Below are 26,619 nucleotides of genomic sequence, written 5' to 3' on the forward strand. Positions count from 1 at the left end.
ATGGTGCGTGACAATACAAAATGGGCGGCAGGTTAGCTGCCACCCATTGACTTTAAACACAGCTGCTCTCCCCAAAATGGGAGAGGGAACTTACAGCCCGGTTTGAACGTTATTTCGCCTGCAGCTCTTTGCGGATAATATCCGCCCCTGCGCTTAACGCATTAAGCTTCCCGGTTGCCACCTTACGGGATAACGGAGCCATACCACAGTTGGTCGAAGGATAGAGCTTGTCTGCATCGACAAACTGCAGAGCTTTTCGCAGCGTACTGGCAACCTCTTCGGCGGTTTCAATGGTATTGGTTGCCACATCGATGGCACCAACCATGACTTTTTTCCCGCGGATCAGTTCCAGCAGATCCATCGGCACCCGCGAGTTATGACATTCCAGCGAAATAATATCGAGGGTCGATTTTTGCAGTTTAGGGAAGGCTTCTTCGTATTGTCGCCATTCCGAGCCCAGCGTCTTTTTCCAGTCCGTATTGGCTTTGATCCCATAGCCATAGCAAATATGGACAGCGGTCTCACATTTAAGCCCTTCAACGGCGCGCTCTAACGCGGCGATCCCCCAGTCATTCACTTCATCAAAGAAGACATTAAATGCCGGTTCATCAAACTGAATAATATCGACACCCGCCGCCTCTAATTCTTTGGCTTCCTGATTAAGAATTTTTGCAAATTCCCAGGCCAGTTTTTCGCGGCTTTTATAATGGTTGTCGTACAGGGTATCGATCATTGTCATTGGCCCAGGCAGCGCCCATTTAATGGGTTGCGTGGTGAGCTGACGCAAGAATTTCGCATCATCAACAAACACCGGCTTTTGGCGCGCCACCGCATCAACCACCGTGGGTACGCTTGCATCATAGCGATTACGAATTCTGACGGTCTGACGCTTCTCGAAATCCACCCCGCTCAGGTGTTCGATAAAGGTGGTGACAAAGTGCTGACGCGTCTGCTCGCCATCGCTCACGATGTCAATGCCAGCCCGGAGCTGGTCATCCAGCGACAGACGCAGCGCATCCTGTTTGCCCTCAATGAGTTCCTCATTGTGCAATTTCCATGGTGACCACAGGGTTTCGGGTTGCGCCAGCCATGATGGTTTAGGCAAACTGCCCGCCGTCGAAGTGGGAAGCAATGTTTTCATATACAGGTGACCTTTTATTATTGGTTAGTCAAAGAGCGCAATGGGTTGACCAGTTTTCAAGAATATTTTTGTAAGGCTTAATAAAGTGCTCTTCAGTAAATTTCCCCTGCTCAATAGCCAACTGGCTACGTTCTTCCCGATCGTAAACAATGGTGGTTAATGAGTGGTCCTGGTGGTTCAGGTTGGGTTGATAGAATTGCCCGGCGGCCGCGTTGGCGTTATAAATCTCAGGCCGGTAAATCTTCTGGAAAGTCTCCATCGTACTGATGGTGCTAATCAGCTCCAGATTGGTGTAATCACTCAGCAAATCACCGAAGAAATAAAAGGCCAAAGGCGCAACGCTGTTTTTCGGCATAAAATAGCGCACCTGTAAGCCCATTTTATTAAAATAGGCTTCCGTCAGCGAAGTGCCGTCCGGCTGGTATTCAATGCCCAGGATCGGATGCTGATTGCCGGTACGCTGATAGATATCTTTACTCGACACGCTCAGGCATATGACCGGCGATTTTTGAAAATGCGCCTGGTACTCCTCTGAGCCAACGAAAGCTTTAAAGATATTGCCATGCAAATCGCCAAATCCTTCAGGAATGCTGAATCCGGACTGGTTTTTATTATGATCCAGCAGCAAGACGCTAAAGTCATAATCGCGCACGTAAGAAGAGAAATTATTGCCGACAATACCCTCGATCCGCTGATTGGTTTTTTTATCAACAATACTGGTCTTCAGGATCTCGATGGCCGGGAAAGTATTACCGGCAATATTCATCGCCACCGAAATGATTTCAAGCCCGACAGAATAACGACTGGCGTTAGGATTATCCCAACAGGCCAGGGTATTAAAGCGATTGTCAATCATCGCCAGCGTATTGCGCAGGTTCTGCTGGCGGTCTTTCCCTCTGGCTAAATTGGCAAAGTTCGTCGTAATACGCGTATCTTTTGAGGGGTTGTAATTTTCATCAAACACACTGCTGCTGATGGTAAATGTAAAATCTTTATTCATCGCGATCCTGCACCCTGAGTTCTGACATGAAAAGGAAACTGAATGGCCGGGAGACCAGAATTAACTTATTGTGTTTTCTGGCTTTTTATTCGACCATTTCCATGTTGCCAATACGTTAATATTGTTTAATTTATGCCAGAGTCGCCGGATGAGGGGAAGTGACTTAATTTCATTGCAACATGAGCGGTCTTCATGTTCCGGAGCAGGTCAAAGTTTTTCCACCAGCGTTTTTAATTGCGCAATAACCTCCCCTCGCCCATCGCCGCTTTCGCCGCCGCAGGGCCAGGTGGACTGGCGGACGACCAGTCGCGTTGGCAGCAGCTCGCGGATCCGCATCTGCGGGGCGGCCATTTGCTGGAGCAACAGCTCGACCGCCCGTTTGCCCAGTTTATTAAAATCCTGCGCGACAGTGGTCAGCGGCGGCTGAAAATAGAGGCTGTCTGCGGTGTCGTCATAGCCGGTGACGGAAATCGCCTTACTGCCGGTGCGATTAAGCTGTGCCAGCGCGCTCAGCACCCCAAGTGCCATCTGATCGTTCGCCACCACAATAGCGCTGATCCGTGGATACTGGTGTAACAGCTCGAATGCTTTATGCCAGCCGCTGGCCGCGCTCCAGTCGCCAAATACCGTTACCGCGTTGCTGACCCCAAGCCGGTGCAGCGCTTCGCGCCAGCTGCCGAGGCGCATCCTGGCCGAGACCGAACTCTCAGGTCCTGCAAGCAAGCCAAACTCCCGATGCCCCAGCGTCCACAGATGACTGATGCAGGCTCCGCAGCCCTCAAGATGATCAAAGCGCACGCAACAGACATCGGTCTCCGGCGAGATATCTAAAAACAGGCAGCAAATATCGGCATTCTCGCTGACCAGCTTCTCAGCAATATGCCCTTCCAGCGGCAGATTAATAATCGCGCCGCGGATATTCTGCGCGCGAAACTCATTCAACCGAGCCTGCAACGAGGCGTAATCGGCCAGCACCGGCATCGCAATAGCCACTTCCAGTTGATGAGCGCTGGCGTGACTCTTGATCGCGGCGGCAATTTGCGAGGGCGCATGCAGCGTTAACGAGGCCGTAATCAGGCCAATTGACGGCGCGGATTTCCCCGCCAGCAGCTGAGCAGAACGGTTAGGCACATAGTGCAACGCCTGCATGGCCCGGATGACCTTCTCCCGGGTCCGTTCAGACACCACATCGGGTTTGTTGAGCACCCGGGAAACGGTTTGTTCAGAGACGCCGGCCTCCCGGGCCACATCTTCTAAGGTTGCCGTACGGCGCTGCATATTGCTCTCCCTCACGTTTTGTTAACAATGTCGCTCGCTAACATTTTATGTCTAAAAGACGACAAAAATTCGCCCTTTTCCCGGTGTTTCGTGATCGTCAATGAGTTTCAGTTTCGCTGATATTGTGGCCACAAACAAAATATCTGATAACACACCCAACTTGTCTAGCGAATGACATTTTCATTTATCCATCAGGTATGCATATGCAACATAACGATCGCAACACCTCCCGTGGTCCCCAGTTTCATGACGTGCTTGCCCGGGAAGACTGGCAAAATCAGACCATTACCCACCTTAACCGTCTGGCAGCCCACCCGACATTTGCCAGTTGGCGTGATATTGCCTCGGCAAAAGACAACCTGGCTTCAGCTCAGCGCCGACTGCTGGATGGTCAGTGGCAATTTTCGTATGCCCGCAGCCCCTTTGAGGTTGACGCCCGCTGGCTGGAAAGCGATCTGCCGGACAGCAGCGCGATCCCCGTTCCCTCTATCTGGCAGTTGGCAGGCTATGACGCCCCCATTTACAGCAATGTGCGTTATCCCATTGACACCACCCCGCCACGGGTGCCGGAAGAGAACCCGACCGGTTGCTACGCGTTAACCTTTAGTCTCGACCCGGACTGGCAACGCGAGGGGCTGACGCAGATTATTTTTGATGGCGTGAACTCGGCCTTTCATCTGTGGTGTAACGGGGCCTGGGTTGGCTACTCCCAGGACAGCCGCCTGCCTGCCGCCTTTGATTTGAGCCCTTACCTGCGGGCGGGCGACAACCGGATCTGCGTCATGGTGATGCGCTGGAGCGCGGGCACCTGGCTTGAAGACCAGGATATGTGGCGCATGAGCGGGATCTTCCGTTCCGTCTGGCTCCTGAACAAACCGACCCTGCACCTGAGCGATGTTCAGCTCACACCGCAGCTTGATGCGCTGTATCGCGACGGCGAACTGGCGGTAAATGTCACCCTCGCCGCACCGACGCCGCAGCTTGCAGAGCTGAGGGTAAAAGTTGAGTTGTGGCAGGGCAACCAGCAGGTCGCCTGCCAGCAGCAGCAGCCTGGATCGCCGATTATTGATGAGCGCGGCAACTATGGCGAACGCGCCATGATGCATCTGGCGGTTGAGCGCCCGGCACTGTGGAGTGCGGAAACGCCAAACCTCTACCGGGCGGTGGTTTCGTTATGGCGCGGGGATGAGCTAATTGAAGCGGAAGCCTGGGATATCGGGTTTCGGCAGGTGGAAATCAGCGACGGGCTGTTAAAGCTGAACGGCAAACCGCTGCTGATCCGTGGCGTCAACCGTCACGAGCATCACCACCTGCGCGGCCAGGTCGTCACCGAAGAGGATATGGTGCAGGACATTCTGCTGATGAAGCAGAACAACTTCAATGCGGTTCGCTGCTCCCACTATCCGAATACGCCGCGCTGGTATGAGCTGTGCAACCGCTATGGCCTGTACGTGGTGGATGAGGCCAACATTGAGACCCACGGGATGGTGCCGATGAACCGCCTCTCCGACGATCCCGCCTGGCTCCCGGCCTGGAGCGCCCGCGTGACCCGGATGGTGCAAAATAACCGTAACCATCCGTCGATTATCATCTGGTCGCTGGGCAATGAGTCCGGCGGCGGCGGCAACCATGAAGCCATGTACCACTGGCTGAAACGTAACGATCCGTCACGCCCGGTTCAGTATGAAGGCGGGGGTGCGAACAGCACCACGACCGACATTGTCTGCCCGATGTATGCCCGCGTTGACAGCGATCTGCCTGTTCCGGCGGTGCCGAAATGGGGGATCAAAAAGTGGATCAGTATGCCGGGTGAACAGCGGCCGCTGATCCTCAGCGAATACGCCCATGCGATGGGCAACAGTCTGGGCAATTTTGCCGATTACTGGCAGGCATTTCGTGACTATCCGCGTCTGCAGGGCGGCTTTATCTGGGACTGGGCCGATCAGGCCATCAGCAAAACCTTCGATGATGGCAGCGTGGGCTGGGCCTACGGCGGGGATTTTGGCGATAAACCCAACGATCGTCAGTTCTGTATGAATGGTCTGGTGTTTCCCGACCGCCGCTCTCACCCTTCATTAATTGAAGCCAAACATGCGCAGCAGTATTTCCAGTTTGCCCTGCTGGCGCAAAACCCACTGCGTATCCGCATCAGCAGCGAATATCTGTTCCGCGCAACGGATAACGAAACGCTGCACTGGCAGATTCAGGCGGCGGGAGAAACCGTTGCTGACGGCAACGTGAAGCTGGAAATCGCCCCTGAAGGTTACTGCGAACTGACCCTGTGCGAAGACCTCAGGCTGCCAGCTGGCGCCAGCAAGGTGTGGCTGACACTGGAGGTTATCCAGCCGCAGGCTACCGCCTGGTCTGACGCCTGCCACCGCGTCGCCTGGCAGCAGTTCCCCCTCGACACGCCGCTGGTGTTGCCGGTTGCGACTCCTGCAGGCGAGGCGCCGGTACTTAACAGCAGCGAGCTGGAATGGACGGTTATCAGTGGCCGCCAGCAGTGGATTATCGAAAGGCAGAGCGGGCTCCTGACGCACTGGCAGGTAGATGGAGTGGAACAACTGCTGACCCCGCTGCGTGACCAGTTTGTTCGCGCGCCGCTGGACAATGACATTGGCGTCAGCGAAGTCGAGCGCATCGATCCCAACGCCTGGGTTGAGCGCTGGAAAAGCGCTGGTCTTTATAACCTCATCGCGCGCTGCGTTGAGTGTGAGGCCCGGTCTCTGGCTCATGAAGTGGTGATTGACAGCCGCTGGCACTATCTGCGCGGTGACGACGTGGTCATCGTCAGCCACTGGCGAATGACCTTTGACGGGCAGGGAAAACTGCATCTGGCCATTGAGGGTGAACGGGCCGGTACGCTGCCGCCTCTGGCGCGCACCGGGCTGAACTTCCAGATCCACGACCAGAACCAACCCGTTAGCTGGCTGGGTTTTGGCCCCCATGAGAATTACCCGGATCGTCGCACCAGCGCCTGTTTCTCCCGCTGGGAACGACCGCTTTCGGAGATGACCACGCCGTACATTTTCCCAACCGAAAATGGACTGCGCTGCGACACCTTAGCCCTGGACTGGGGACGCTGGCACGTGACGGGGGATTTCCATTTCTCCGTCCAGCCTTACAGCACCAGGCAATTAATGGAGACCGATCACTGGCACCGGATGCAGCCGGAAAACGGCGTCTGGATAACCCTCGATGCCCGGCATATGGGCATCGGCGGGGATGACTCCTGGACGCCCAGCGTGCTGCCGCGCTGGTTGCTGCTCGACACACAATGGCAATATCAGCTCAGGATCCATTTCCAGTAACTGACGGGGGCACAGGCCCCCAATAATAAACATAAATACAATGGAACAGTCACCATGAAACTCTCTGAACTCGCACCAAGAGAACGGCATAATTTCTACTACTTTATGCTGTTCTTTTTCTTCTACTACTTCATTATGTCGGCCTATTATCCCTTCTTCCCGGTCTGGCTGGCGGAAGTTAACCATTTAACCAAAACAGAAACAGGGATTGTGTTTTCCTCAATCTCGCTGTTCGCCATTATTTTTCAGCCGGTATTTGGCCTGATCTCAGATAAGCTGGGATTACGTAAACATCTGTTATGGACCATAACGGTGTTACTGATCCTGTTTGCCCCCTTCTTTATTTTTGTCCTGTCGCCGTTGCTGCAGATGAATATTATTGTCGGCGCACTGGCGGGCGGGATCTATCTGGGGATTGTTTTTTCCAGCGGCTCCGGCGCGGTAGAAGCCTATATTGAGCGCGTCAGCCGCAGTAACCGCTTTGAATACGGTAAGGTGCGCGTTTCCGGCTGTATTGGCTGGGCGTTGTGTGCGTCAATAACCGGTATTCTGTTTAGTATCGACCCTAATATTACCTTCTGGATCGCCTCCGGTTTTGCGCTGATCCTCGGCGTATTGTTGTGGATGTCGCGACCTGAAAGCAGTAACAGCGAACAGGTTATCGACGCGCTGGGCGCCAACCGTCAGGCCTTCTCCCTGCGGACGGCCGCCGAACTGCTGCGCATGCCGCGCTTCTGGGGTTTTATTGTTTACGTTGTGGGTGTCGCCAGCGTCTATGACGTTTTCGACCAGCAGTTTGCCAACTTCTTTAAAGGCTTTTTCTCCAGCCCACAGCGTGGGACCGAAGTCTTTGGTTTCGTCACCACCGGCGGTGAATTACTCAATGCGCTGATTATGTTTTGCGCCCCGGCGATCGTAAACCGGATTGGCGCCAAAAATGCCCTGTTAACCGCCGGGATAATTATGTCGGTGCGGATATTAGGCTGTGTCCCTTAATCACCTGAGTTATAGTAACTGTCTGTTTCCACAACATATTGAACTATGGCTCGCTACGACATTCCCGATGAAGCATGGACTATCATCCAACCCTTTCTGCCAGCAGAATCTGCCTCTCCACGGGCCGGGCGTCCGTGGGCGGAGCATCGTATGATTATCAACGGCATGTTCTGGGTGCTGTGTTCAGGTGCGCCATGGCGCGATTTACCTGAACGGTACGGCCCATGGAAGACCGTTTATAACCGCTTTAACCGTTGGTCAAAATCGGGTGTGATTAACATTATTTTCAACAAGTTACTTTCAGCTCTGGATGCACATGGCCTCGTGGACTGGTCGGCCACTGCACTGGATGGTAGCAATATCCGGGCGCTGAAATGTGCTGCCGGTGCGCAAAAAAACATCCCGATATCACCGGAGATAATGGGCTGGGTCGCTCTCGCGGTGGTTTTGGCACCAAAATCCATCTGGCGACAGACGGAAGTGGTCTGCCGTTAAACATCGTACTGAGTCCCGGTCAGGCTCACGAAAGCCGGTTTGCACAACGTCTTCTGGACGGTATCGGTGTTCAGCGCCAGAACGGAAGTATGAAGCGCCGTGGTCATGCAGTACTGGCTGATAAAGCCTACTCCGGGCATGCGTTACGTAACGAACTGAAAAGAAGAGGGATAAAAGCAGTCATCCCGCGTAAATCCAATGAAAAAATGGCCACAGATGGTCGCTCACCACTCGATAGTGAAGCTTACCGTAATCGCAACGTTGTTGAGAGGTGCTTTGGTCGCCTGAAAGAATACCGCCGCATTGCCACACGTTACGACAAAACGGCGAGGAATTATCTGGCGATGGTGAAACTGGGTTGTATCCGATTGTTTTATAAAAGGTTATGTAATTAAGGGACACGGCCTAGGCTCTTCATTCGCCAGCTCCGCTGTAGAAGTGGTTATCTTAAAAATGCTGCATATGTTTGAGGTTCCGTTCCTGCTGGTAGGCACCTTTAAATACATCTCTTCGGCATTTAACCCCAAACTTTCAGCGACCCTGTTCCTGATTGGCTTTAATTTATCGAAACAACTTTCCGGGGTTGTGCTGTCGGCGTGGGTGGGACGGATGTATGACACCGTTGGCTTCCATCAGGCCTATCTGATCCTGGGCAGTATCACTCTGTGCTTTACGGTTATTTCCCTCTTTACGCTCAAAGGGAGTAAAACACTGCTGCCGGCGACCGGGTATAACAGCGCAGCCTGACATAAATAGCCCGTCATGAAAGACGGGCTATAACATTTCTGATAATACCCTCTGCTCGGCCTGCTGATACCTTATCGCCACACTCAGTCATTCGCCCAAAATATCATCACCATTTTCAGGCAAAGCAACAACATGCTGGAAAGCGTGATCGTCACACTCACAAAAATGAAATGGCGGTGCTATTTTACTAAACCACATACCAAAAACCAAAAGGATATCTTGATGTCTCCTCGTTCTCTTCCTCTGTGGGCCGCTGCTGCTGCGGTCGGTCTTTTACCTCTTCACGCCGCACAGGCGGCAAGCGCCGTTAAGTTTCCCGATAAAGTCTGTAATGTCACCCAGTACGGCGCAGAAGGTCATCGCCTGCAAATTGCGCTCAATACCGAGTCTATTCAAAAAGCGATTGATGACTGCGCTGCCGCTGGCGGTGGTACCGTACTGATACCCAAAGGCAACTTTTTAACCAACCCGTTGTTTCTGAAAAGTAATATTCAACTGAAGCTGGAAAAAGACGCCACCCTCGTTGCGTCAACCGAAGTGGACGCTTATCGGGCTGATGAAAAAACCAAATATGCCGAAGCGGAAAACGGCTGGCTGCCGTTTATCAGCATCGCCGATGCCCAAAACGTTGCTATCGTCGGGGAAGGTACTATTGACGGTCAGGGCGCAGTGTGGTGGGAGCGCTGGCGGGAAAACATCCGCGCTACCGGGAAAAAAGGCGGTACCGACAGGCCACGTCTGATTTACATTAAGCGTGCCAGTAACGTGCTTATCGACGGTGTCACCCTCACCCATTCGCCCAGCTTCCACGTGGTGACCCGTTACTCGCACGATGTCGATATCAACGGCACCCGTATTCTCTCGCCGTGGCATGCGCCAAATACCGACGCCATCGATCCCATCGACAGCCAGAATATTCGCATTACCAACAACTACATCGATTGTAACGACGATCATATCGCCATCAAGGCTGAGAAAGCCGATCCGCGATTCCCGGATGGCGTGGTGGATAACATCTATATTGCCAATAACACCCTGAAGCAAGGGCGCGGGATCTCTATCGGCAGTGAAAGCGCCGGCGGGGTTAATAATGTGCTGGTGGAAAACAACACATTTGAAGGTTCGATGTACGGTATTCGGATTAAAAGCCCGCGCGGTAAGGGCGGCGAGGTGAAAAACATCGTTTACCGCAATACCAAAATGCACAACGTCGAGGTGCCGCTGGTCTTCTCCGCCTATTACAAAGCAGCGCCCATTGTCGAGGCTGAAGTCGAGAAGTTACTTCAGGCGGGCGGTTTTACCCTCGGCGAGCAGATCTATCCTGCGGACAGCGACCCGAAACAGCCATTCGACAAATATAAAACGCCGCACTTTAGTAATATCACCGTGGAAAACTTAACTTCCACCGGCGATAGCAAAGCGGCAGCCTATATTATTGGCACCCCGGAAGCGCCGCTCAGCGGTTTCCATTTTACCAATGTCAGCATTGAAGCCGTCCAGGGTCTGCGCATTCGTAACGCCGAACTGGAGACCAAAGGTCTTAAGCTGGAAGTGAAAGAAGGTCCGAAGATTAAGCAAGACGCCGGCGCCATCGTTCACGAGTAACCGGATATTTATGGACAGCTGCGGCAAAGTGACGATCGCTGTGCATGCAGTCTGTCCTTTTATATGCGGACTTTACACTTAGTACCAGCGGGACGACGTTTAGCTCTGGCAGCCAGTTCTCATCCGGGCGGTTAACAACCGAATTATCTTGTTATCCCTTACCAGTCGCCATAAGGGTATGTTTTGCCTTTGATAAATTCTTTCGTTTCAGCATCGTAGCCATCCGGGATGCTGTAGGAAAAATCAATTTTAGTGGGGATATTTTTACAGATATCCATCTCATCGCCGGAGCGGGTGGTCAGGGAAATGGGTTTGACCGGCAGATTGGGATAACCGCCCACATCCTGCAGCCACAGCCGGACTGTACCCTCAGGAGCCAGACCAATCAGCAGCGTGTTGTACCAGACCGTCTCATTGTAATTATCTAAATGGTCTGCGGGCGTTTTCATTCGCCGCCAGGTGTCAGGCGAAAAGACGATATGGGTTTCGTAGGTTTTTCTGTCGATGACGGAATCCCAGCAGAAGGCCATATACTGCGGTGGTTTTTTTACTTTGTTAAATCTCATGCTGCTTCTGTAGCTTTTTTCACTCCATGTGCCTTTAACATTGGGATCGCTCTGTACCCAATCCAGAGTAAAAAATCGATACAGATAACCGTCGGTATCAATCACATGGGCGTATGACACATCGGCGTAAAGCGTGTAGGGCGTGAAAAAGTAAAAATACCACTGTTCATAAGGCAGCGACCAGTCCCCCTCCGCGGCCTGCCGCGACTGCAGCGGGTGCGACGGCTTGCTCTGGCAGCCGGTGACCAGCAGCAGTAAACATAGTGACATTACCGGTATAACTTTCATTTCTTTTTTCCCTCCATGGTATAAACGGTGCGCTACCAGTTCTCATCCGGGCGGTTAACAACCTGCTCCGCTCGTTATCCCTTACCAGTCGCCATAAGGGTATGTTTTGCCCTTTACAAACTCTGGCGTCTCACCAAACCAGGTATATCCATCAGGATGTCGCGTAATGTCCTTACATAACTCCAGTTCATTACCGGAGCGGGTGGTCAGGGAAATGGGTTTGACCGGCAGATTGGGATAACCGCCCACATCCTGCAGCCACAGCCGGACTGTACCCTCGGGAGCCAGACCAATCAGCAGCGTGTTGTACCAGACCGTCTCATTGTAATTATCTAAATGGTCTGCGGGCGTTTTCATTCGCCGCCAGGTGTCGGGCGAAAAGACGATATGGGTTTCGTAGGTTTTTCTGTCGATGACGGAATCCCAGCAGAAGGCCATATACTGGGGTGGCTTTTTTACTTTGTTCAATCTCATGCTGCTTCTGTAGCTTTTTTCACTCCATGTGCCTTTAACATTGGGATCGCTCTGTGTCCGATCCAGAGTAAAAAATCGATACAGATAACCGTCGGTATCAATCACATGGGCGTATGACACCATGGCGTAAAGCGTGTAGGGCGTGAAAAAGTAAAAATACCACTGTTTATACGGCAGCGACCAGTCCCCCTCCGCGGCCTGCCGCGACTGCAGCGGGTGCGATGGCTTGCTCTGGCAGCCGGTGACAAACAGCAGTAAACATAGTGACACTATCGGTATAACTCTCATTTCTCTTTCCCCTCCATGGTATAAACGGTGCGCTGCCAGTTCTCATCCGGGCGGTTAACAACCGAATTATCTTGTTATCCCTTACCAGTCGCCATAAGGGTATGTTTTGCCTTTGATAAATTCTTTCGTTTCAGCATCGTAGCCATCCGGGATGCTGTAGGAAAAATCAATTTTAGTGGGGATATTTTTACAGATATCCATCTCATCACCGGAGCGGGTGGTCAGGGAAATGGGTTTGACCGGCAGATTGGGATAACCACCCACATCCTGCAGCCACAGCCGGACTGTACCCTCAGGAGCCAGACCAATCAGCAGCGTGTTGTACCAGACAATGCGTCCGGCAGAACTCAGGTGATCGGCCTGCATCTGCATCCGCCGCCAAGTGTCAGGCGAAAAGACGATATGGGTTTCGTAGGTTTTTCTGTCGATGACGGAGTCCCAGCAGAAGGCCATATACTGCGGTGGTTTTTTTACTTTGTTAAATCTCATGCTGCTTCTGTAGCTTTTTTCACTCCATGTGCCTTTAACATTGGGATCGCTCTGTGTCCGATCCAGAGTAAAAAATCGATACAGATAACCATCGGTATCAATCACATGGGCATATGACACCATGGCGTAAAGCGTGTAGGGCGTGAAAAAGTAAAAATACCACTGTTTATAAGGCAGCGACCAGTCCCCCTCCGCGGCCTGCCGCGACTGCAGCGGGTGCGACGGTTTGCTCTGGCAGCCGGTGACCAGCAGCAGTAAACATAGTGACGCTATCGGTATAACTTTCATTTCTTTTTCCCCTCCATGGTATAAACGGTGCGCTGCCAGTTCTCATCCGGGCGGTTAATAATCTGATCCACCCGTTATCCCTTACCAGTCGCCATAGGGGTATGTTTTGCCTTTGATAAATTCTTTCGTTTCAGCATCGTAGCCATCCGGGATGTCGTAGGAAAAATCAATTTTAGTGGGGATATTTTTACAGATATCCATCTCATCACCGGAGCGGGTGGTCAGGGAAATGGGTTTGACCGGCAGATTGGGATAACCGCCCACATCCTGCAGCCACAGCTGGACTTTACCTTCGGGAGCCAGACCAATCAGCAGCGTGTTGTACCAGACCGTCTCATTGTAATTATCTAAATGGTCTGCGGGCGTTTTCATTCGCCGCCAGGTGTCGGGCGAAAAGACGATATGGGTTTCGTAGGTTTTTCTGTCGATGACGGAGTCCCAGCAGAAAGCCATATACTGCGGCGGTTTTTTGGCCTTATTAAACCTCAGGCTTTTGCCTGTACGGCTTTTGTCTCCCCATGTTCCTCTGACGCCGGATTTGCTACGCGCCCAATCAAGAGTAAAAAATCGATACAGATAACCATCGGTATCAATCATATGGGTGTATGACACATCGGCGTAAAGCGTGTAGGGCGTGAAAAAGTAAAAATACCACTGTTTATAAGGCAGCGACCAGTCCCCCTCCGCGGCCTGCCGCGACTGCAGCGGGTGCGACGGCTTGCTCTAGCAGCCGGTAACAAACAGCAGTAAACATAGTGACATTACCGGTATAACTCTCATTTCTTTTTCCCCTCCATGGTATAAACCGTGCGCTGCCAGTTCTCATCCGGGCGGTTAATAAAGCCGATCGGCTCCACCGCTGACATCCCGCCCTGAATCTCCCCCTGCTCGTCAACCTTGATGGCATTCCAGTTGGCGGAACAGTGAAGATATCGGGCAGCCAGTAAATCGACTTCCTCGTCGCTGAATGTATCCCCAGGTTTTCCTCTGCGTACCGCCTGCCCCATGGCAATGGCTTTTGCATTCAGCGCACTCAGATCGGCGGGGAGATGCAGTTCATTTTTTTTGTCGGGTATGGGAATAAACAGCACGCCCGCCTCTTCCGCGGCGGCAATCATTACCCTGAGCGATACCTTCGCCCAGTCGTTGCGTACTATCCGCTTTCGCAGCGTCAGCGCGGCAAAGCTGCGCTTCTGCATCTGCCCCTAGTGGTCGGTTGGCATCCGTTCATCTGCCCAGACCTCGGCGGCGATGGGATTATTGCGAATAAAGGGCGCGATGGCCGGCGAGGCTTCCAGCTCCGGCAGCTGCGCTATCGCCTGGCGGTAAACGCGGGACTGCCCGACTGGCTGACTGAGCGCCACGGTTTCAGCCTGCGGGCGGGTGAGGAACAGATCTTCACGCTCCTGCGGCAGATAGCCGCCGCCAATATCGGAGTGCGCCCCGGGCAACGCAAGCTCCGGCCAGCCAAGCCTGACGCTGTTGAGCGCGAAATTAAACCGGCACTCATGGCGGGCGGTGATCTGGAACACCCGGTCGGCCACGCCGGGCCGCAGACGGATATTGACCTCTCCGGTATCCGCGCTGTGCGGGTTCAGACCGTTGAGCGGCGTTCCCACGGCAGTAACGGTGTCAAACAGGCCGATAAAGCGGTTTTTTCCAGCGGGTGCGCCAGTATAGCGTTTACCCTCCATTCCCTGACGGATAGCAGAGATTATCGCGCTGTCCTGCTGCTGTACCCGGTTAGCAAAGTGCCGGGCGGCTGCCGCGCCGCGGCTGAAGCCAAAGATATCGAACTTAAGAGCGCAAACCTCAATATCCGTAGCCCGTTCCTTAAGGGCTTCTTTAATTTTCTGCGCAATCTTTTTAACCGCATCGTCAGTTTTCGCAATCACCCCGGTATCGGAGATCCCCAAACCTAACCCCAGCGCGCTGTCCGGCTCTCCGGCCCGGGTTCCGATCCCTTCGATATAAATCGCACGCTGCAGATAATTACTGTCAGACGGGAAGATATTCACATACAACTCATTCAGCCAGTGAATATTCGTATGATATCCCGTATAGCTGGTGGCCCCGGTTCCGCTAAGCCCCATCTGCTCTTTCGCCGTGCGCACCAGAATGCTGGCGGCATCCGGCGCGTTGATATCAAAATGCTGCGCCGTGCAGGCTTCCAGCATATTTTGCGTATTGACCGCATTATTTCCCGTACCGTCGAAGAAGATCCCCAGCACCAGGGTCACCTTGCGTACCTCCGGTTTTTTTACCGGTTCGATTACTTCCAGTGTTTTTATCGGTTTGCCTGTGGCAGGTGGCGTAAACATTTTATTATAATTATCCGGCGTGACCAGCCAGTAAAACTCCGTGCTGGCGATAAGATGTCGACAACGAATATAATCATAATCGACAGAAATATATTCCTGGTCGATCGCATCCTGAACGACCTGCAGATAAACTCTGCGGACCGATGCCCCGCGCAGTTCAATGTGATAATACTTTTCCTGTCGGCCGTAACGGTTTATCCGCCAGAAGTCAAAAGACAGCGTCAGCGACTCATTATTGTTGATGGCCTGCATTAGCAGCGGCGAGCTTTTGTCGAGCATTTTGCAGAAGGTCAGCGTCTGAGGCTCAAGCTCTACCGGCGTGCGGCTGGTGCCCTGCTGCAGGCTGAAAACAAAGATCTCATCCTGATGGTGGGTCTGGTAACGATTACCGACGGAATTCGGCGTACCGCAGCCAGCGGATATTGCGCCCTGCAATACACCGTTTATTGTCAGATAAATAATGTCGCTCATTAAATGGCATCCTTTCCATAATCTGGAAATATAAAACCCCTGATAAAACGGAATTATATTAACAGCAAGAAAGGCATGCAGATATTATTTTTTCAGCAAGCAAACACCTCCCCATAAATACAATCACTGAATGACTCAATCGTAAAAATGAACAAGAAAATCAATTATTATTTAAACGGAAAGGTATTAGTAGAATTTGGAGAACAGCCGGGTAACATTGCGCTACCCGGCGTTTATTTCAGGCTTAGAAAGTTTCCCAGTTGCTGTCGCTGGCGGCTGGCCCGGAGGCGGCAACGGCGACACGCGGCGCTGCCGCAGGCTTGCCGGGTTTGCTTTTCAGCAGAGTAGCGGAACCGTTAACGCGGAACACCGCAACGGCCTGGCGCAACTGCTCGGCCTGCTCTTCAAGCGCTGCGGAAGCCGCAGCGGACTCCTGCACCAGCGAGGCGTTCTGCTGGGTTACGCTGTCCATTTGTGACACCGCGAGGCTGACCTGCTCAATCCCTTTACTCTGTTCATCCGAAGCGGAGGCGATCTCCCCCATAATATCGGTGACGCGGGTAACGGCATTGACGATCTCTTTCATGGTATCGCCCGCTTCAGCCACCAGCGTAGTGCCAGAGTTGACGCGATTGACGGAGTTTTCAATCAGGGTTTTGATCTCTTTCGCCGCCTGGGCGCTGCGGCTCGCCAGGGTACGGACTTCCCCTGCCACCACCGCAAAGCCGCGACCCTGCTCACCGGCGCGGGCGGCTTCCACCGCGGCGTTCAGCGCCAGGATATTGGTCTGGAAAGCAATGCCATCAATCACGCTGGTGATTTGCGCAATTTGCTGGGAGCTGCTGGAGATCTCGCTCATGGTGCGCACCACATCGCTCACCACCTGCCCCCCGCGCGCGGCGGTATCAGACGCATTTTTCGCCAGATGCGATGCCTGACGGGCGTTGTCGGTGTTCTGTTTCACCGTGGCAGTCAACTGCTCCATACTGGCTGCTGTTTCTTCCAGGGAGGCCGCCTGCTGCTCGGTACGGGAAGAGAGATCGTTGTTGCCGGTGGAAATTTCACTCGCCCCGGTGTAAATCGAATCCGAGCTGTTGCGCACCGAACTGACGGTATGCACCAGCGAAACCTGCATCTCGTGCAAACCTGCCGCCAGTTGGCTCATCTCATTACGCCCCTGGGCCGAAATGCTCTGGGTTAAGTCGCCCCCGGCAATGGCGCGAATATGCCCCATCACGCTGTGCAGCGGCTTAAGCAGCAGATGTTGCAGACCAAGCCAGATGACCACCATAACCGCAATCACCGCCAGCAAAATCACCCCCAGCGTCCACTGCATGCTGGTAAAGCTGTTCTGGTTTTGCTGGGCCGCAGCCTGCAGGAAGGTGTTGTTCTCGGTGCGCCATTTAGCAAAGCTGGCATCCATATCGTCCTGCGCCTGCTGCGCATCCAGATTGCCATAGGCTTCGTAATTATTTGCCCGCAGGAAGGTCACCGACTGCTGGAGGACATCGTGCATTTTGCCGATATTTTGCGAAACTTCATCGGCCAGAGCTGCATTCTGCCCCGCCACGCGTGGTGTGCTTTTGTAGTTGTTGAAATAGCCTTCGGCCTTGCCCAGAGAGTCAGAAGCCGCGGTCAGAAGTTTATCGATACTGGCAAGTGAAGCCGGATCGCGTTGATTTTTCAAAAAACGAATGGCTACACGGGTCACGGTGACGCGTGTTTTGATCAGCGTGTTGACGCTGTCGCTAAGGTTTTCCTGCTGGGCGCTAAGAACACCGGTGTTCTGGAAATTCACTCTGTCATTGTTGACCGCAGAGTAGAAAAGCCCACCGGTGACCAGTTGAAGAAGACAAAAAACCGACAGTGCGATAATGATGCCGGTGATAACGCGTATATTTTTGAGCATATCCATGATCCGAGGGGTAGCGAGATTGCTCAATATTTATCGACATAGAAAAAATTAACTTTATGATAACTTTTTCGCTAAAAGCCACTTTCGCGGATACCCACAACCGCAATACGTCGCCACAGGCGGCTGAACAGCGATTCCGGTTTGCCTTTGACCACCACCACCCCGCGCAGGGGCTGCATTGGGGGCTTTTGCCCATCGCTCAGAGTAATATCGACGCCGTACCAGCCCTGAATCGGACGCGGGCGTTTTTCTGCGTCCCTGCGCACCGCCACCGGGCCGCCGTGATCGGAGGTCAGCGCTTCTCGTTCAATAAAGGGCGAGGCGGTCGGATCCACCCCCTGTAGCTGCACCTCCAGCGCTTCACGTCCGGGATCGTCGGTAATAAAGCGCCCGCTTTCACCGGCCACAACCCTCCCGAGATTGCCCTCTTCCAGATAACCGCGCAGGCGTCCTTCGCCCGTATTCACCACCCGCACCAGAGGTTGATCGACGGTCAGCCAGCGCCCCGCGACCAGGTTACGCTCCAGATCGCGTACCACGCCGCTGGCAGGAGCGCGAATTTCCAGACGATTACGCTGGGCGGTCAGACCGCGATGTTCCGCCAGCGACTCGGCAAGCTGTTGCTCGAGGATCAGCGAGTCTGCCACCGTGTCCCGCAGGGCCGCCTGACGGCGCAATTGCAGCTGTAAAATAGCGATTTTCTGGCGGGCAATCGCCAGCCGGGCATTGAGATCCGGCGCATCAAGGGTAAGCAGCAACTGCCCGGCCTGTACCCGTTCGCCGTCGCGCACGTTGAGCGTCACCAGTTGGGCGGCAACCGGAGCATACAGCGTACTGACCCGCCCGGCTTCGAGTTGCGCCGGGATTTCAATCTGCCGACGCAGGGGCACAAACAGCACCAGCAGGATAAGCACCAGCCCCAGCGCGCTGCGTAAGACTTTACCTCTGCGGGCGCGCAGACGGTGCTGCCACCAGTGCTGTGCTTCACGCACCATCGGCAGGGCGATAAACCAGCTCACTTCAACCGCCATCAAAAAGATACCCAACAGTTTGAAAAAATAGTGGTAGACCGCAAGCGCGATACCCAGAAACAGAAAGAAACGCCACAGCCAGGAGGCATAGCCCCACAGCAGCAGACGACGCTGCATCCGTGGCGACCAGCGCTGAGGCGGCGGTTCATCGTAGCCGAACAAGGCTTCGCGAAGACGCCAGCGACATAGCGCAAAGGCCCGGCCCTGCAGGTTGTCCACCTGCCACCAGTCGCTGAGAATAAAATAACCATCAAAGCGCATCAGCGGATTGAGGTTGACCGCAAGCGTCGTCAGCCAACTGGCGCTGGAGAGCAAAAATGCCGCAGTGCGCAGCGGCCCTTCCGGCAGCAGCGACCAGGCCAGCAGCGCCACAATCGCCAGGATTAGTTCCGCCAGCATTCCGCCGGAACCAATTAACAGGCGTCCAGTCCGGGAACGAACCCGCCAGGCATCGCTTACATCGGTGTAAAACATCGGGAACATCACCACAAAGGCAACGCCCATGCTCTGCACCCGGCAGCCCATCCGCTTTGCCATCCAGGCATGCCCCAGTTCATGGGTGAACTTGGCGAACACCATGGTTACGCCAAACGCCGCCGCCCCCTCAAGGCTGAACAGCCAGGAGAAAGAGTCCCGGTAACGCGGCCAGTCGCGACTGAGCAGATACAGCCCGGCCAGCAGCATCAGCGGCAGCACAATACGCAGCAGCCAGCCGCCATGGCGGGCAAGCACCGGCCAGCTCTTATTTAAAAAGGGATCCGGACGCCAGAGAGGAATGCGGAAAAACAGGTACTGGTGCAGCAGTTGCGTCAGTACGCCTTTACGCCGCGCACCGGCTTTCAGGCCATAGCTGGCGCGCTGTTCTTCATCATTGCCGACAATCAAATCGTTGGCGCGCAAAAAGCGCAGCAGGCCCTGGAGTTCATCGTTACCCAGCGGGATGCCGGTCTCCCGGTTGGCCGCCGCCAGCACCTGCTCTTCTTCCCCGAGCGACCAGTGACGAAGCAGGCGAATGGCGCTGCCGCTCAGTTTGAAATAGCGCCCGGCCAGCACATCCACCAGCGTCCACTGGGGTGCGCCGTCCAGCGCGTCCGGGGCGGGGCTGAGCTGCAAATCTTCACGGAGTGCGGGAAGTACGGCCATCAGATCCCCACCGCTTTACGCAGCGCAGCCAGCGGTTTTCGCAGCAAATAAAGCGCCAGAGGCACCCGTTCGCCGTAGATCTTTGCCGTACCGCGCAGCCCAATACGCGGCGCGTTGTCGGCAAAGCGCGCATCCAGTCGCCAGGCCAGGCTACCCTGGGGAGTCAGGGCCGATTCATAGGCGATACGTTCAAGACGGGCGTCGTGACGTTGTAACGGATCGCTGTCGAGGAACAGCGCCACGTCGGCCTTATCCGGGAAGTTAATCGCATCGCCGACGTCGAGTTCAATTTTCAGCTCCGCCTGCTGCGGGTCGGCCAGTTCCATCAGGCGCACCCCGGTACTGACGGGTTTTCCTCGCAGCTGATCGGCATCGGCAAAGACGGCGATACCGTCGCGCCCTGCCCGCACTTCACTGCGCGTAAGCAGGTCCTGCGACCAGGCCAGTTCCGCCCGTTTCTGTTCGACCTGGGCGGCCAGCAGATCCAGTTTGGCTTTCGATTCCGCATCGCCAAACGCCCGCTGTGCGCTGGTGCGCAGTTCCGCTTCCGCCACGCCCAGGGCGCGTTCCGCCACCTCGGTCTGCGCTTTGAGCACCGTGTTATCAAAGCGCAGCAGCAGATCGCCTTTGTGTACCGGCTGATTAGGCCGCACATTGAGCTGGGCTATTACGCCGTCCAGCGGCGCGGTAACCACCAGCCCGCCCAGAGGGACGACTTCTGCCGGGGCCAGCACCGACTGCCTGACCGGGATCAGCAGTATCGCCAGCAGCGCCACGGCGGCAATGATAAGTTTGCTTTTCCTGCGCCCGCTACGCCAGGGTCTGCGCGGGGCGAGCGCCTGCCAGGCATGGGCCCAGTTTTCCGCCAGCGGCACGGCGAGCAACAGTTCGCTCTCCTGCCAGGGGGCGTCACGGGCAATCCATAAGCCGCCGAACACCTCATCTTTGCGGTTTTTCAACGGCAGCCAGACCGCCTGCGCGGCGCTGAGGCTTTGCCACGCCTGACGGGTGTCATCGTCAAGCAAGCTGGCGTCCACCATTGTGGCCTGCGCCACTTTGTCTTTGGCCGCCAGTTGCCGGACGGCGCGTTCGGTAAAGGCGACAAAAGGCGCGTGGGGATCGATAACCGAGACGCCGGTCAGCGCCTGTACCCGTCCGTTGATCAGTAGGGCCGCATGGCGAAAACCAAACAGGCTCTGGCTGTCATTAACCATCGACCAGCCCAGTTTCTCGCTGGTTTCGGCCTGACGCGCCAGACGTTCGAGCTGCAATAAACGGGCGAACACCTGCTCAGGGCCGGTGGCTGTCGCTGTCTTCACTGCGACTCCGTAAAGCGGGCGCTGCCGCTCATCCCGGCAATCAGTCCGCTCGCCGGACCCGTAACCTTGCCGATCAGGGTGATAGTCTGGCTGCTTTCATCAATCCGCGCCCCGGTACGCAGCAGTTCCGCCTGCAAAGGCACGCCGGTCTCATCAGGCACAAAGGTGAAAGTCTGTTTGGCTTTCAGGCTGGAGAGCCAGCGCGACGGCGCCAGCAGGTAAATCTCAAGATGGCTGTTATCGACCACCTCCAGCAGCGGCATCCCCTGGCCGAGAAATTCTGACACCTGCGCCTTGCGGGTCACCACCTGACCGTCAAAGGGCGCCAGCACCCGGCAACGGGTGGTCTGGATCTGGTAAACCTGACTTTCTGCCGCCGACTGCGCCAGTTTAGCCTCCGACAGCCCGACTGCCGTGCGGCCGACGGACTTCATCTCCGCCAGCTGTCGGTTCTGATTCAGCTCCTGCTGCGCGGCCCGCATGGCGGCCTGAGACGCCGCAAGCTGCGCCTGGTAAGCCGAGCAGTCAAAGCGCACCAGCAGATCGCCTTTTTTGAAACGATCGCCCTCGCGATATGGCATCTCGACAATGCGCGCATTCAGTTCGCTGGACAGGGTTGCCTGATCCACCGCCCGCAGTACCCCGCGCGCATCACGACCTTTCTCTTCGGACGCCTGCGCAGGGGCCGCAGGCGGATCGAGCTGCAGTTCGCCCTCCGCCTGTTGCCCGGTGGCCGCAAATGTATACAGCGGTGTTGCCAGCAATAAAGCCAGCAACCCTGTTAACCTTTGACGTTTCACTTGGTGTTCTCTGTCGTTGTGTCAGTCACGGCACCGCTTTCCCAGTGTTTTTCCGTCTGCGCCAGGGCGCGCTCAACGGACGGGATATCGCTCACCTGTTGGGATGGCGGCAGCGGGTCTAGACCGGCGGTGATAAAGATTTGTCCCCATGAGTTACGCAGTTCAGCATAGGCCAAATCATTGCGCAATGAGGTATTTACCGCATTCAGTTCGCCCTGAATCAACTGGAGTTCACCGATGCTGCCCGCTTTATAACGGTTGTTAAGCTGTTCGAGGATCGCCGCATCCAGCTTTTGCAGCTCTTTACCGGTACGGTACTGACGCTGGGCTTCGTTGAAGTTGGCGCGGGCCACATACAGTTGCGCCAGCACGGCCATCGACATTGCCTGACGGCGCGCCTCGGCAACCGTTTCTCCTGCCTGTGCAACCTTATACGCCGCCGGGCCGGAGAAGAGGTTAAACAGGTTCCAGGTCACTTTTACCCCGGCATCAATCCAGCTCTGGTTAACCAAAAATGAGTTGCTGTCTTAGTTGCCGCCCGCCGAGAACTCCACGCCTGGCAGCATGCGCAGGATTGATTTGCGGGTTTCCGCCGCACTGATCCGCGTCTGGTAATCTTCTTCACGCAGCTCCGGGCGGTTAACCAGGGCGGCGTTCTCAAGGGTGCTGAACGGCACATTGAGAGTCGGTTCAGTCAGTTGGTTTTCATTCGGCAATGCCAGCGTGTACCGGGTTTCCAGCGGCAGGTTCATCAGGGTTGCCAGCTCGGTTTTCGCCAGTGACAAGGCACGGCGCTGTTCTTCCAGTTGACGGGAAGCATCAAGCAGCGCGCGCTGGTAGCTGTAAGCTTCCACCAGGTCGCCCACCTTCTCGGTGGTCATCTTCTCGCTGTTTTCCCGCGCCATATTAACGCGTTCGATCAGCGCATCAATGCGCGCCAGCAGACGTTCTGCGGCCACTGCACGCCAGTAAGCAGACTGCACGTCCTGGACGATGGTGTGGACCACTTTGCGGCGACGCTCTTCGGCGATCCAGCGTTTGTCCGACTGCTGGTGCGCGCTGACGTAGCTCACGCCAAAGTCGAGGATGTTCCAGACCATGGTCAGATCCCCTACGCGACGGGTTTTATCCTGCGAGGTGGAAGGTTCCAGCGACTGGTTGCCGGACTGAATACTGCGGCTGCTCGAGGCGCTGTAGTTGTCGCGGGTCACATAACCGGCATCGGCGGCCAGTTTTGGCAACATATCAAAGCGCGCCAGCGAGACCTGGTTCTCCGCCAGCGCCATTTCCATCACCTTCAGGCGCGCTTCAAGGTTGTACTTCAGCGCCCTGGCAGTGGCTTCCTGCAGGGTGATCGGGCCTTTAACCGGCTCCTGCTGGCTGAACATCGCCTTGATATCCGCCTGCGCGCGTTGCTGGCTGGCGGCCCGATCGACAGGTTTCGTCGATACCGCACAGCCGCTTACTTCCAGCGCAATCATGGTCAGTCCAAAAAACTTTAAGCATCGTTGCATAGTGTGTGTTTACCTTGTCCTTACCTGCCGTTTACGCTGACGGCCTGATGTTTTGTAATGCCCCTTCGAGGGACGCTATCTGTTCTTCTTGTGAATCATTAAGTTGCTTAAGTTGCATACTGAACACCGGTGCGCCAAACACCGATGACGGCGCATTGTTCGGCGCAATACTGTCTGGCATGACGTGCTGCCAGCTGTCGCCGGTGAAGATTTGCAGTTCGCTATTGCCTGGCATTCCGGTTCCACCGAAGACGCCAGTGACGGTGGTATGTCCGACAGGCGGCTGGGTGATATCGACCACCTCTGTACGGCTGATATTCGGCGCATACAGGGTGACAGCATTGTTCGCGAAGGCCTGTGCCAGCGCTGAGATCTCAGGCGTCACGTCACGCAGCGCACCCGCAGGCGGCGCCTCAGAAACGCCCGGCAACGTCACCCCTGCGACCGGTATACTGAGCAGTGTCAGTTGGCTGCGATCGCCCGTGCGCTCGTCCATCATCCCCGGCAGGGGGCGGCCGCCGGTCATGCGGAACTGCGGGTCGCCATCGTTCTGGTTCCCGGCCAGCACATGGAGCGTAAAATCACTGCTCGCACTGGCGCCGGCGCTGTCGGTGGCGATGACCCGAATAAGCAAGTCTGCGGCTCTGACGCCCGCAGAGTTACCGCTCAGGGTGCCGGTTGCCGGGTCAAAGCGCAGCCAGCCCGGCAGCGCTCGGCCATCGGCAAGCGTGGCGCTAAGGGTCAGGCTGTCGCTGGCGTCCACATCGCTGAAGGTCGTTGCCGGAATTGCAATACTTACGGCATCGCCGGCCGTGACGGTGATATCGCTCAGGTTATTGGCCGTCAGCGCATCATTGGTATTGGTGACCGTCAGGGTGAAGTCGGCGGCGACCTGCACATTATGCTGATCGGTCGCCGTTACCCGCAGGCTAAAGCTACCCACCAGCGCATTGTCCGGCGTACCGGAGAAAGTGCGGGTGGCGGCATCAAAGGTTATCCACGCAGGCAGCGGTGAACCATCGGCAAGGGTGGCGCGGTAGGTCAGACTGTCGCCTCTGTCGCTGTCGCTAAAGGCGTTCGCCGGAATGGTGAAGCTCAGAGTGCTGTCTTCAGCTACCGTCTGCGCGCTGATGCCGCTGCTGGTCGGGGCATGGTTTTGATAGACCTCACCGGCGATCCCGCCATCAATGGCGTTCCCCGCCGTATCGCGAATCCCGCTATTTTGGCTATTGAGCACCAGTTGCGCGGAACCGGCACCCGTCACGCCGCTGACCTCAATCAGATAGCGCCCGGGGCTAATGGCGGTAATGGAGGCGATGCGGGCCTGCATATCGCCGGTGGTCACCAGGCTGAAATCACTGATGTCCACCCCGCTGACTGCCTCAGACAGATCCAGTTGCCAGGTCAGGGTCTGCGCCGAGTCTGGCGCCAGCAGCGTCAGCCCGGTTGCCTGCGGCAACGCGCTGTCGATAGCGTAACTGTTGGAGGCAGTTGTCCCCGTTCCACTGTTGCCCGCCTGATCCTGTACGCCGCTGTTGTTCAGGGTGATCAGGTTGCCGGTACGGGTAATGTTTGCCTCAGGGGTAAAGGTTGCCGTCCAGGTAATACCGCCGTCGCTGGAGGTTACCTGGCTTAGTGTGCCTCCCTCGACCTGCAGATCCGCATTGCTAAAGCCGTTTACCGCTTCAGAGAAGGTAATGGTGACCTGAGTGGTTTCCCCTGCTGTCAGTGCAGTGTCAGCGATGACAATAGTGGCCGTCGGGCGCAGGGTGTCGATAGCGACGTTGTTGGAAACGGTGATGCCCGAGCCGCTGTTACCGTCGGCATTGGCGACCCCTCTATTGTCCAGGGTAATAACACTGGTGGCATCGCTGACGCCCGCCGTCGGCGTATAGGTTGCCGTCCAGGTGATACCGCCATCCTGGGAAGTCACGGTACTGAGCGTACCGTTCTCCACGGTCAAATCGGCGTTTGTAAATCCGATCACCGCTTCCGAGAAGGTGATGGTTACAAGCGAAGTCTCACCGATAGCCAGGGCCGAGTCAGCCACCACAACGGTCGCCACCGGGCGCTGGGTATTCATGGAATAATTCAGCGAGTTGGTGTTACCAAACCCGGCGTTACCGGCCCTGTCCGTAACCCCCGAATTATCCAGGGTTATCAGATTCAGCGGGCTGCGCACACCGCTGTTCGGCGTAAAGGTCGCCGTCCAGGTCACACCGCCGTCCTGGGAAGTCACTGCACTGAGCGTGCCGTTCCCCACGGTCAAATCCTCGTTGCTAAACCCGGTTACCGGCTCTGAGAAGGTGATGGTCACAAGCGAGGTCTCACCCGCCGTCAGTGCCGTGTCAGCCATCGAAACGGTAGCGGTTGGGCGCTGAGAATCTATCGCATAGCTGTTCGAAATACTCAGCCCGGTTCCGGCATTACCGTACAGATCGTTGACCCCGGCGTTATTGAGATAAACGGTGTTAGACGCCGAGTCGACGTTATCGTTCGCCGTTAAGGTCACAGTCCAGGTGATGCCGCCATCGCTGCTCATCAGATTGCTCAGCGTGCCGTTCGGCGCAAGCAAATCAGCGGTGGTAAAGTTCGTTACCGCTTCAGAGAAGGTGATGGTGACCAGGGTGGTTTCCCCTGCCGCCAGCGTACTATCGGCCACCACAATGGTCGCCGTCGGGCGCAGAGTGTCGATAGCGACATTGTTGGAGACGGTAATGCCCGAGCCGCTGTTGCCGTCGGCATTAGCGACCCCGCTATTGTCCAGGGTAATAACACTGGTGGCATCGCTGACGCCCGCCGTCGGCGTATAGGTTGCCGTCCAGGTGATACCGCCATCCTGAGAGGTCACAGTACTGAGCGAGCCGTTCTCCACGGTCAAATCAGCGTTTGTAAATCCGATCACCGCTTCCGAGAAGGTGATGGTTACAAGCGAGTTTTCGCCGATAGCCAGCGCCGAGTCAGCCACCACAACACTCGCCACCGGGCGCTGGGTATTAATGGAATAATTCAGCGAGTTGGTGTTACCAAACCCGGCGTTACCGGCCCTGTCCGTAACCCCCGAGTAAGTATCCTCCGGCAGAGCCGGAGGCTTTAGGGTGAGCGCCTCAAAGGCGCCGACAAACCATGAGCCGCCCAA

Annotated in this window: 17 protein-coding genes and 3 pseudogenes; 5 read left to right on the forward strand and 15 right to left on the reverse strand. The window is 55.5% G+C overall.

The features are described 5' to 3' along the window. Positions 1-109 precede the first annotated feature (109 nt). The 3 genes from ACSZO4_RS14990 to ACSZO4_RS15000 all read right to left on the reverse strand — a co-directional run bounded on the left by ACSZO4_RS14990 (position 110) and on the right by ACSZO4_RS15000 (position 3,419). Entirely contained in the window at positions 110-1,141 is a 1,032-nt protein-coding gene (locus ACSZO4_RS14990) for a methionine synthase (RefSeq protein ID WP_437889852.1), read from the reverse strand. Positions 1,142-1,169: 28 nt separating this feature from the next. After that, a complete protein-coding gene (locus tag ACSZO4_RS14995; protein WP_437889853.1) occupies positions 1,170-2,141 on the reverse strand; it encodes a DUF1852 domain-containing protein in 972 nt (323 codons plus the stop codon). 207 nt (positions 2,142-2,348) lie between these two features. Next, positions 2,349-3,419, reverse strand: coding sequence for a LacI family DNA-binding transcriptional regulator (locus ACSZO4_RS15000; protein ID WP_437889854.1), 1,071 nt, complete (start codon positions 3,417-3,419; stop codon positions 2,349-2,351). Between the two features lie 203 nt (positions 3,420-3,622). Here ACSZO4_RS15000 and ACSZO4_RS15005 point away from each other — a divergent pair, with 203 nt between their 5' ends. From ACSZO4_RS15005 to ACSZO4_RS15025, 5 genes and pseudogenes are all read left to right on the forward strand, one after another. Further along, positions 3,623-6,730, forward strand: a complete 3,108-nt coding sequence (locus tag ACSZO4_RS15005; protein ID WP_437889855.1) for a beta-galactosidase — start codon at positions 3,623-3,625, stop codon at positions 6,728-6,730. A 54-nt stretch (positions 6,731-6,784) separates the two neighbouring features. Next, positions 6,785-7,714 (forward strand): annotated as a pseudogene (locus ACSZO4_RS15010) (oligosaccharide MFS transporter); the annotation flags it as partial. A 57-nt stretch (positions 7,715-7,771) separates the two neighbouring features. Continuing rightward, a protein-coding gene (locus ACSZO4_RS15015; RefSeq protein ID WP_437889856.1) for an IS5 family transposase occupies positions 7,772-8,616 on the forward strand; the annotation gives its coding sequence in 2 pieces (ribosomal slippage) (positions 7,772-8,117 and positions 8,117-8,616; 846 coding nt in all). Positions 8,617-8,623: 7 nt separating this feature from the next. Then, positions 8,624-8,968: pseudogene (locus ACSZO4_RS15020) on the forward strand (MFS transporter); the annotation flags it as partial. A 222-nt stretch (positions 8,969-9,190) separates the two neighbouring features. After that, the gene (locus ACSZO4_RS15025) at positions 9,191-10,573 is read left to right on the forward strand and encodes a glycoside hydrolase family 28 protein (protein ID WP_437889857.1); all 1,383 of its coding nucleotides are present in this window, start codon (positions 9,191-9,193) and stop codon (positions 10,571-10,573) included. A 158-nt stretch (positions 10,574-10,731) separates the two neighbouring features. On the opposite strand, the gene ACSZO4_RS15030 is transcribed toward ACSZO4_RS15025, so the two are convergent. The 12 genes and pseudogenes from ACSZO4_RS15030 to ACSZO4_RS15085 form a co-directional block, all read right to left on the reverse strand. Further along, the gene (locus tag ACSZO4_RS15030; protein ID WP_437889858.1) at positions 10,732-11,427 is read right to left on the reverse strand and encodes a DUF2931 family protein; all 696 of its coding nucleotides are present in this window, start codon (positions 11,425-11,427) and stop codon (positions 10,732-10,734) included. 81 nt (positions 11,428-11,508) lie between these two features. Then, complete coding sequence (locus ACSZO4_RS15035; protein ID WP_437889859.1) at positions 11,509-12,189, reverse strand: DUF2931 family protein; 681 nt, start codon at positions 12,187-12,189, stop codon at positions 11,509-11,511. A gap of 81 nt (positions 12,190-12,270) precedes the next feature. Further along, positions 12,271-12,966 carry a DUF2931 family protein gene (locus ACSZO4_RS15040; RefSeq protein WP_437889860.1) on the reverse strand — a complete coding sequence of 232 codons (696 nt, stop codon included), beginning with the start codon at positions 12,964-12,966 and terminating at the stop codon, positions 12,271-12,273. Positions 12,967-13,047: 81 nt separating this feature from the next. Continuing rightward, positions 13,048-13,671 carry a DUF2931 family protein gene (locus ACSZO4_RS15045; protein ID WP_437889868.1) on the reverse strand — a complete coding sequence of 208 codons (624 nt, stop codon included), beginning with the start codon at positions 13,669-13,671 and terminating at the stop codon, positions 13,048-13,050. Between the two features lie 71 nt (positions 13,672-13,742). After that, positions 13,743-15,758, reverse strand: a pseudogene (gene tssD / locus ACSZO4_RS15050) (type VI secretion system tube protein TssD). A 244-nt stretch (positions 15,759-16,002) separates the two neighbouring features. Continuing rightward, complete coding sequence (tcp, locus tag ACSZO4_RS15055) at positions 16,003-17,667, reverse strand: methyl-accepting chemotaxis citrate transducer (RefSeq protein ID WP_437889861.1); 1,665 nt, start codon at positions 17,665-17,667, stop codon at positions 16,003-16,005. Positions 17,668-17,744: 77 nt separating this feature from the next. Beyond that, positions 17,745-19,847, reverse strand: a complete 2,103-nt coding sequence (locus tag ACSZO4_RS15060; RefSeq protein ID WP_437889862.1) for an HlyD family efflux transporter periplasmic adaptor subunit — start codon at positions 19,845-19,847, stop codon at positions 17,745-17,747. Next, positions 19,847-21,166 (reverse strand): efflux RND transporter periplasmic adaptor subunit, encoded by a 1,320-nt coding sequence (locus tag ACSZO4_RS15065; protein WP_437889863.1) that lies wholly within the window; start codon positions 21,164-21,166, stop codon positions 19,847-19,849. The genes ACSZO4_RS15060 and ACSZO4_RS15065 overlap by 1 nt, the downstream gene beginning before the upstream one ends. Continuing rightward, complete coding sequence (locus ACSZO4_RS15070; protein WP_437889864.1) at positions 21,163-21,966, reverse strand: efflux RND transporter periplasmic adaptor subunit; 804 nt, start codon at positions 21,964-21,966, stop codon at positions 21,163-21,165. Before ACSZO4_RS15070 ends, ACSZO4_RS15065 begins: the two co-directional genes overlap by 4 nt. Next, complete coding sequence (locus tag ACSZO4_RS15075) at positions 21,963-22,478, reverse strand: TolC family protein (protein WP_437889865.1); 516 nt, start codon at positions 22,476-22,478, stop codon at positions 21,963-21,965. The genes ACSZO4_RS15070 and ACSZO4_RS15075 overlap by 4 nt, the downstream gene beginning before the upstream one ends. A gap of 15 nt (positions 22,479-22,493) precedes the next feature. Beyond that, on the reverse strand, positions 22,494-23,480 hold the full coding sequence (locus tag ACSZO4_RS15080) for a TolC family protein (protein WP_437889866.1): 987 nt from the start codon (positions 23,478-23,480) through the stop codon (positions 22,494-22,496). Positions 23,481-23,511: 31 nt separating this feature from the next. Continuing rightward, positions 23,512-26,619 (reverse strand): Ig-like domain-containing protein (locus tag ACSZO4_RS15085; protein ID WP_437889867.1); only part of this gene is annotated, 3,108 nt, incomplete at its 5' end.

The sequence above is a fragment of the Phytobacter sp. V91 genome, from assembly GCF_965644225.1.
In the GTDB taxonomy this organism is placed as follows: domain Bacteria; phylum Pseudomonadota; class Gammaproteobacteria; order Enterobacterales; family Enterobacteriaceae; genus CBFFRJ01.

Bases quoted from the DNA above. Each gene is read 5' to 3' on its own strand.
- ACSZO4_RS14990 (WP_437889852.1), bottom strand. From the start codon at position 1,141: ATGAAAACATTGCTTCCCACTTCGACGGCGGGCAGTTTGCCTAAACCA.
- ACSZO4_RS14995 (WP_437889853.1), bottom strand. From the start codon at position 2,141: ATGAATAAAGATTTTACATTTACCATCAGCAGCAGTGTGTTTGATGAA.
- ACSZO4_RS15000 (WP_437889854.1), bottom strand. From the start codon at position 3,419: ATGCAGCGCCGTACGGCAACCTTAGAAGATGTGGCCCGGGAGGCCGGC.
- ACSZO4_RS15005 (WP_437889855.1), top strand. From the start codon at position 3,623: ATGCAACATAACGATCGCAACACCTCCCGTGGTCCCCAGTTTCATGAC.
- ACSZO4_RS15025 (WP_437889857.1), top strand. From the start codon at position 9,191: ATGTCTCCTCGTTCTCTTCCTCTGTGGGCCGCTGCTGCTGCGGTCGGT.
- ACSZO4_RS15030 (WP_437889858.1), bottom strand. From the start codon at position 11,427: ATGAAAGTTATACCGGTAATGTCACTATGTTTACTGCTGCTGGTCACC.
- ACSZO4_RS15035 (WP_437889859.1), bottom strand. From the start codon at position 12,189: ATGAGAGTTATACCGATAGTGTCACTATGTTTACTGCTGTTTGTCACC.
- ACSZO4_RS15040 (WP_437889860.1), bottom strand. From the start codon at position 12,966: ATGAAAGTTATACCGATAGCGTCACTATGTTTACTGCTGCTGGTCACC.
- tcp (WP_437889861.1), bottom strand. From the start codon at position 17,667: ATGCTCAAAAATATACGCGTTATCACCGGCATCATTATCGCACTGTCG.
- ACSZO4_RS15060 (WP_437889862.1), bottom strand. From the start codon at position 19,847: ATGGCCGTACTTCCCGCACTCCGTGAAGATTTGCAGCTCAGCCCCGCC.
- ACSZO4_RS15080 (WP_437889866.1), bottom strand. From the start codon at position 23,480: ATGCAACGATGCTTAAAGTTTTTTGGACTGACCATGATTGCGCTGGAA.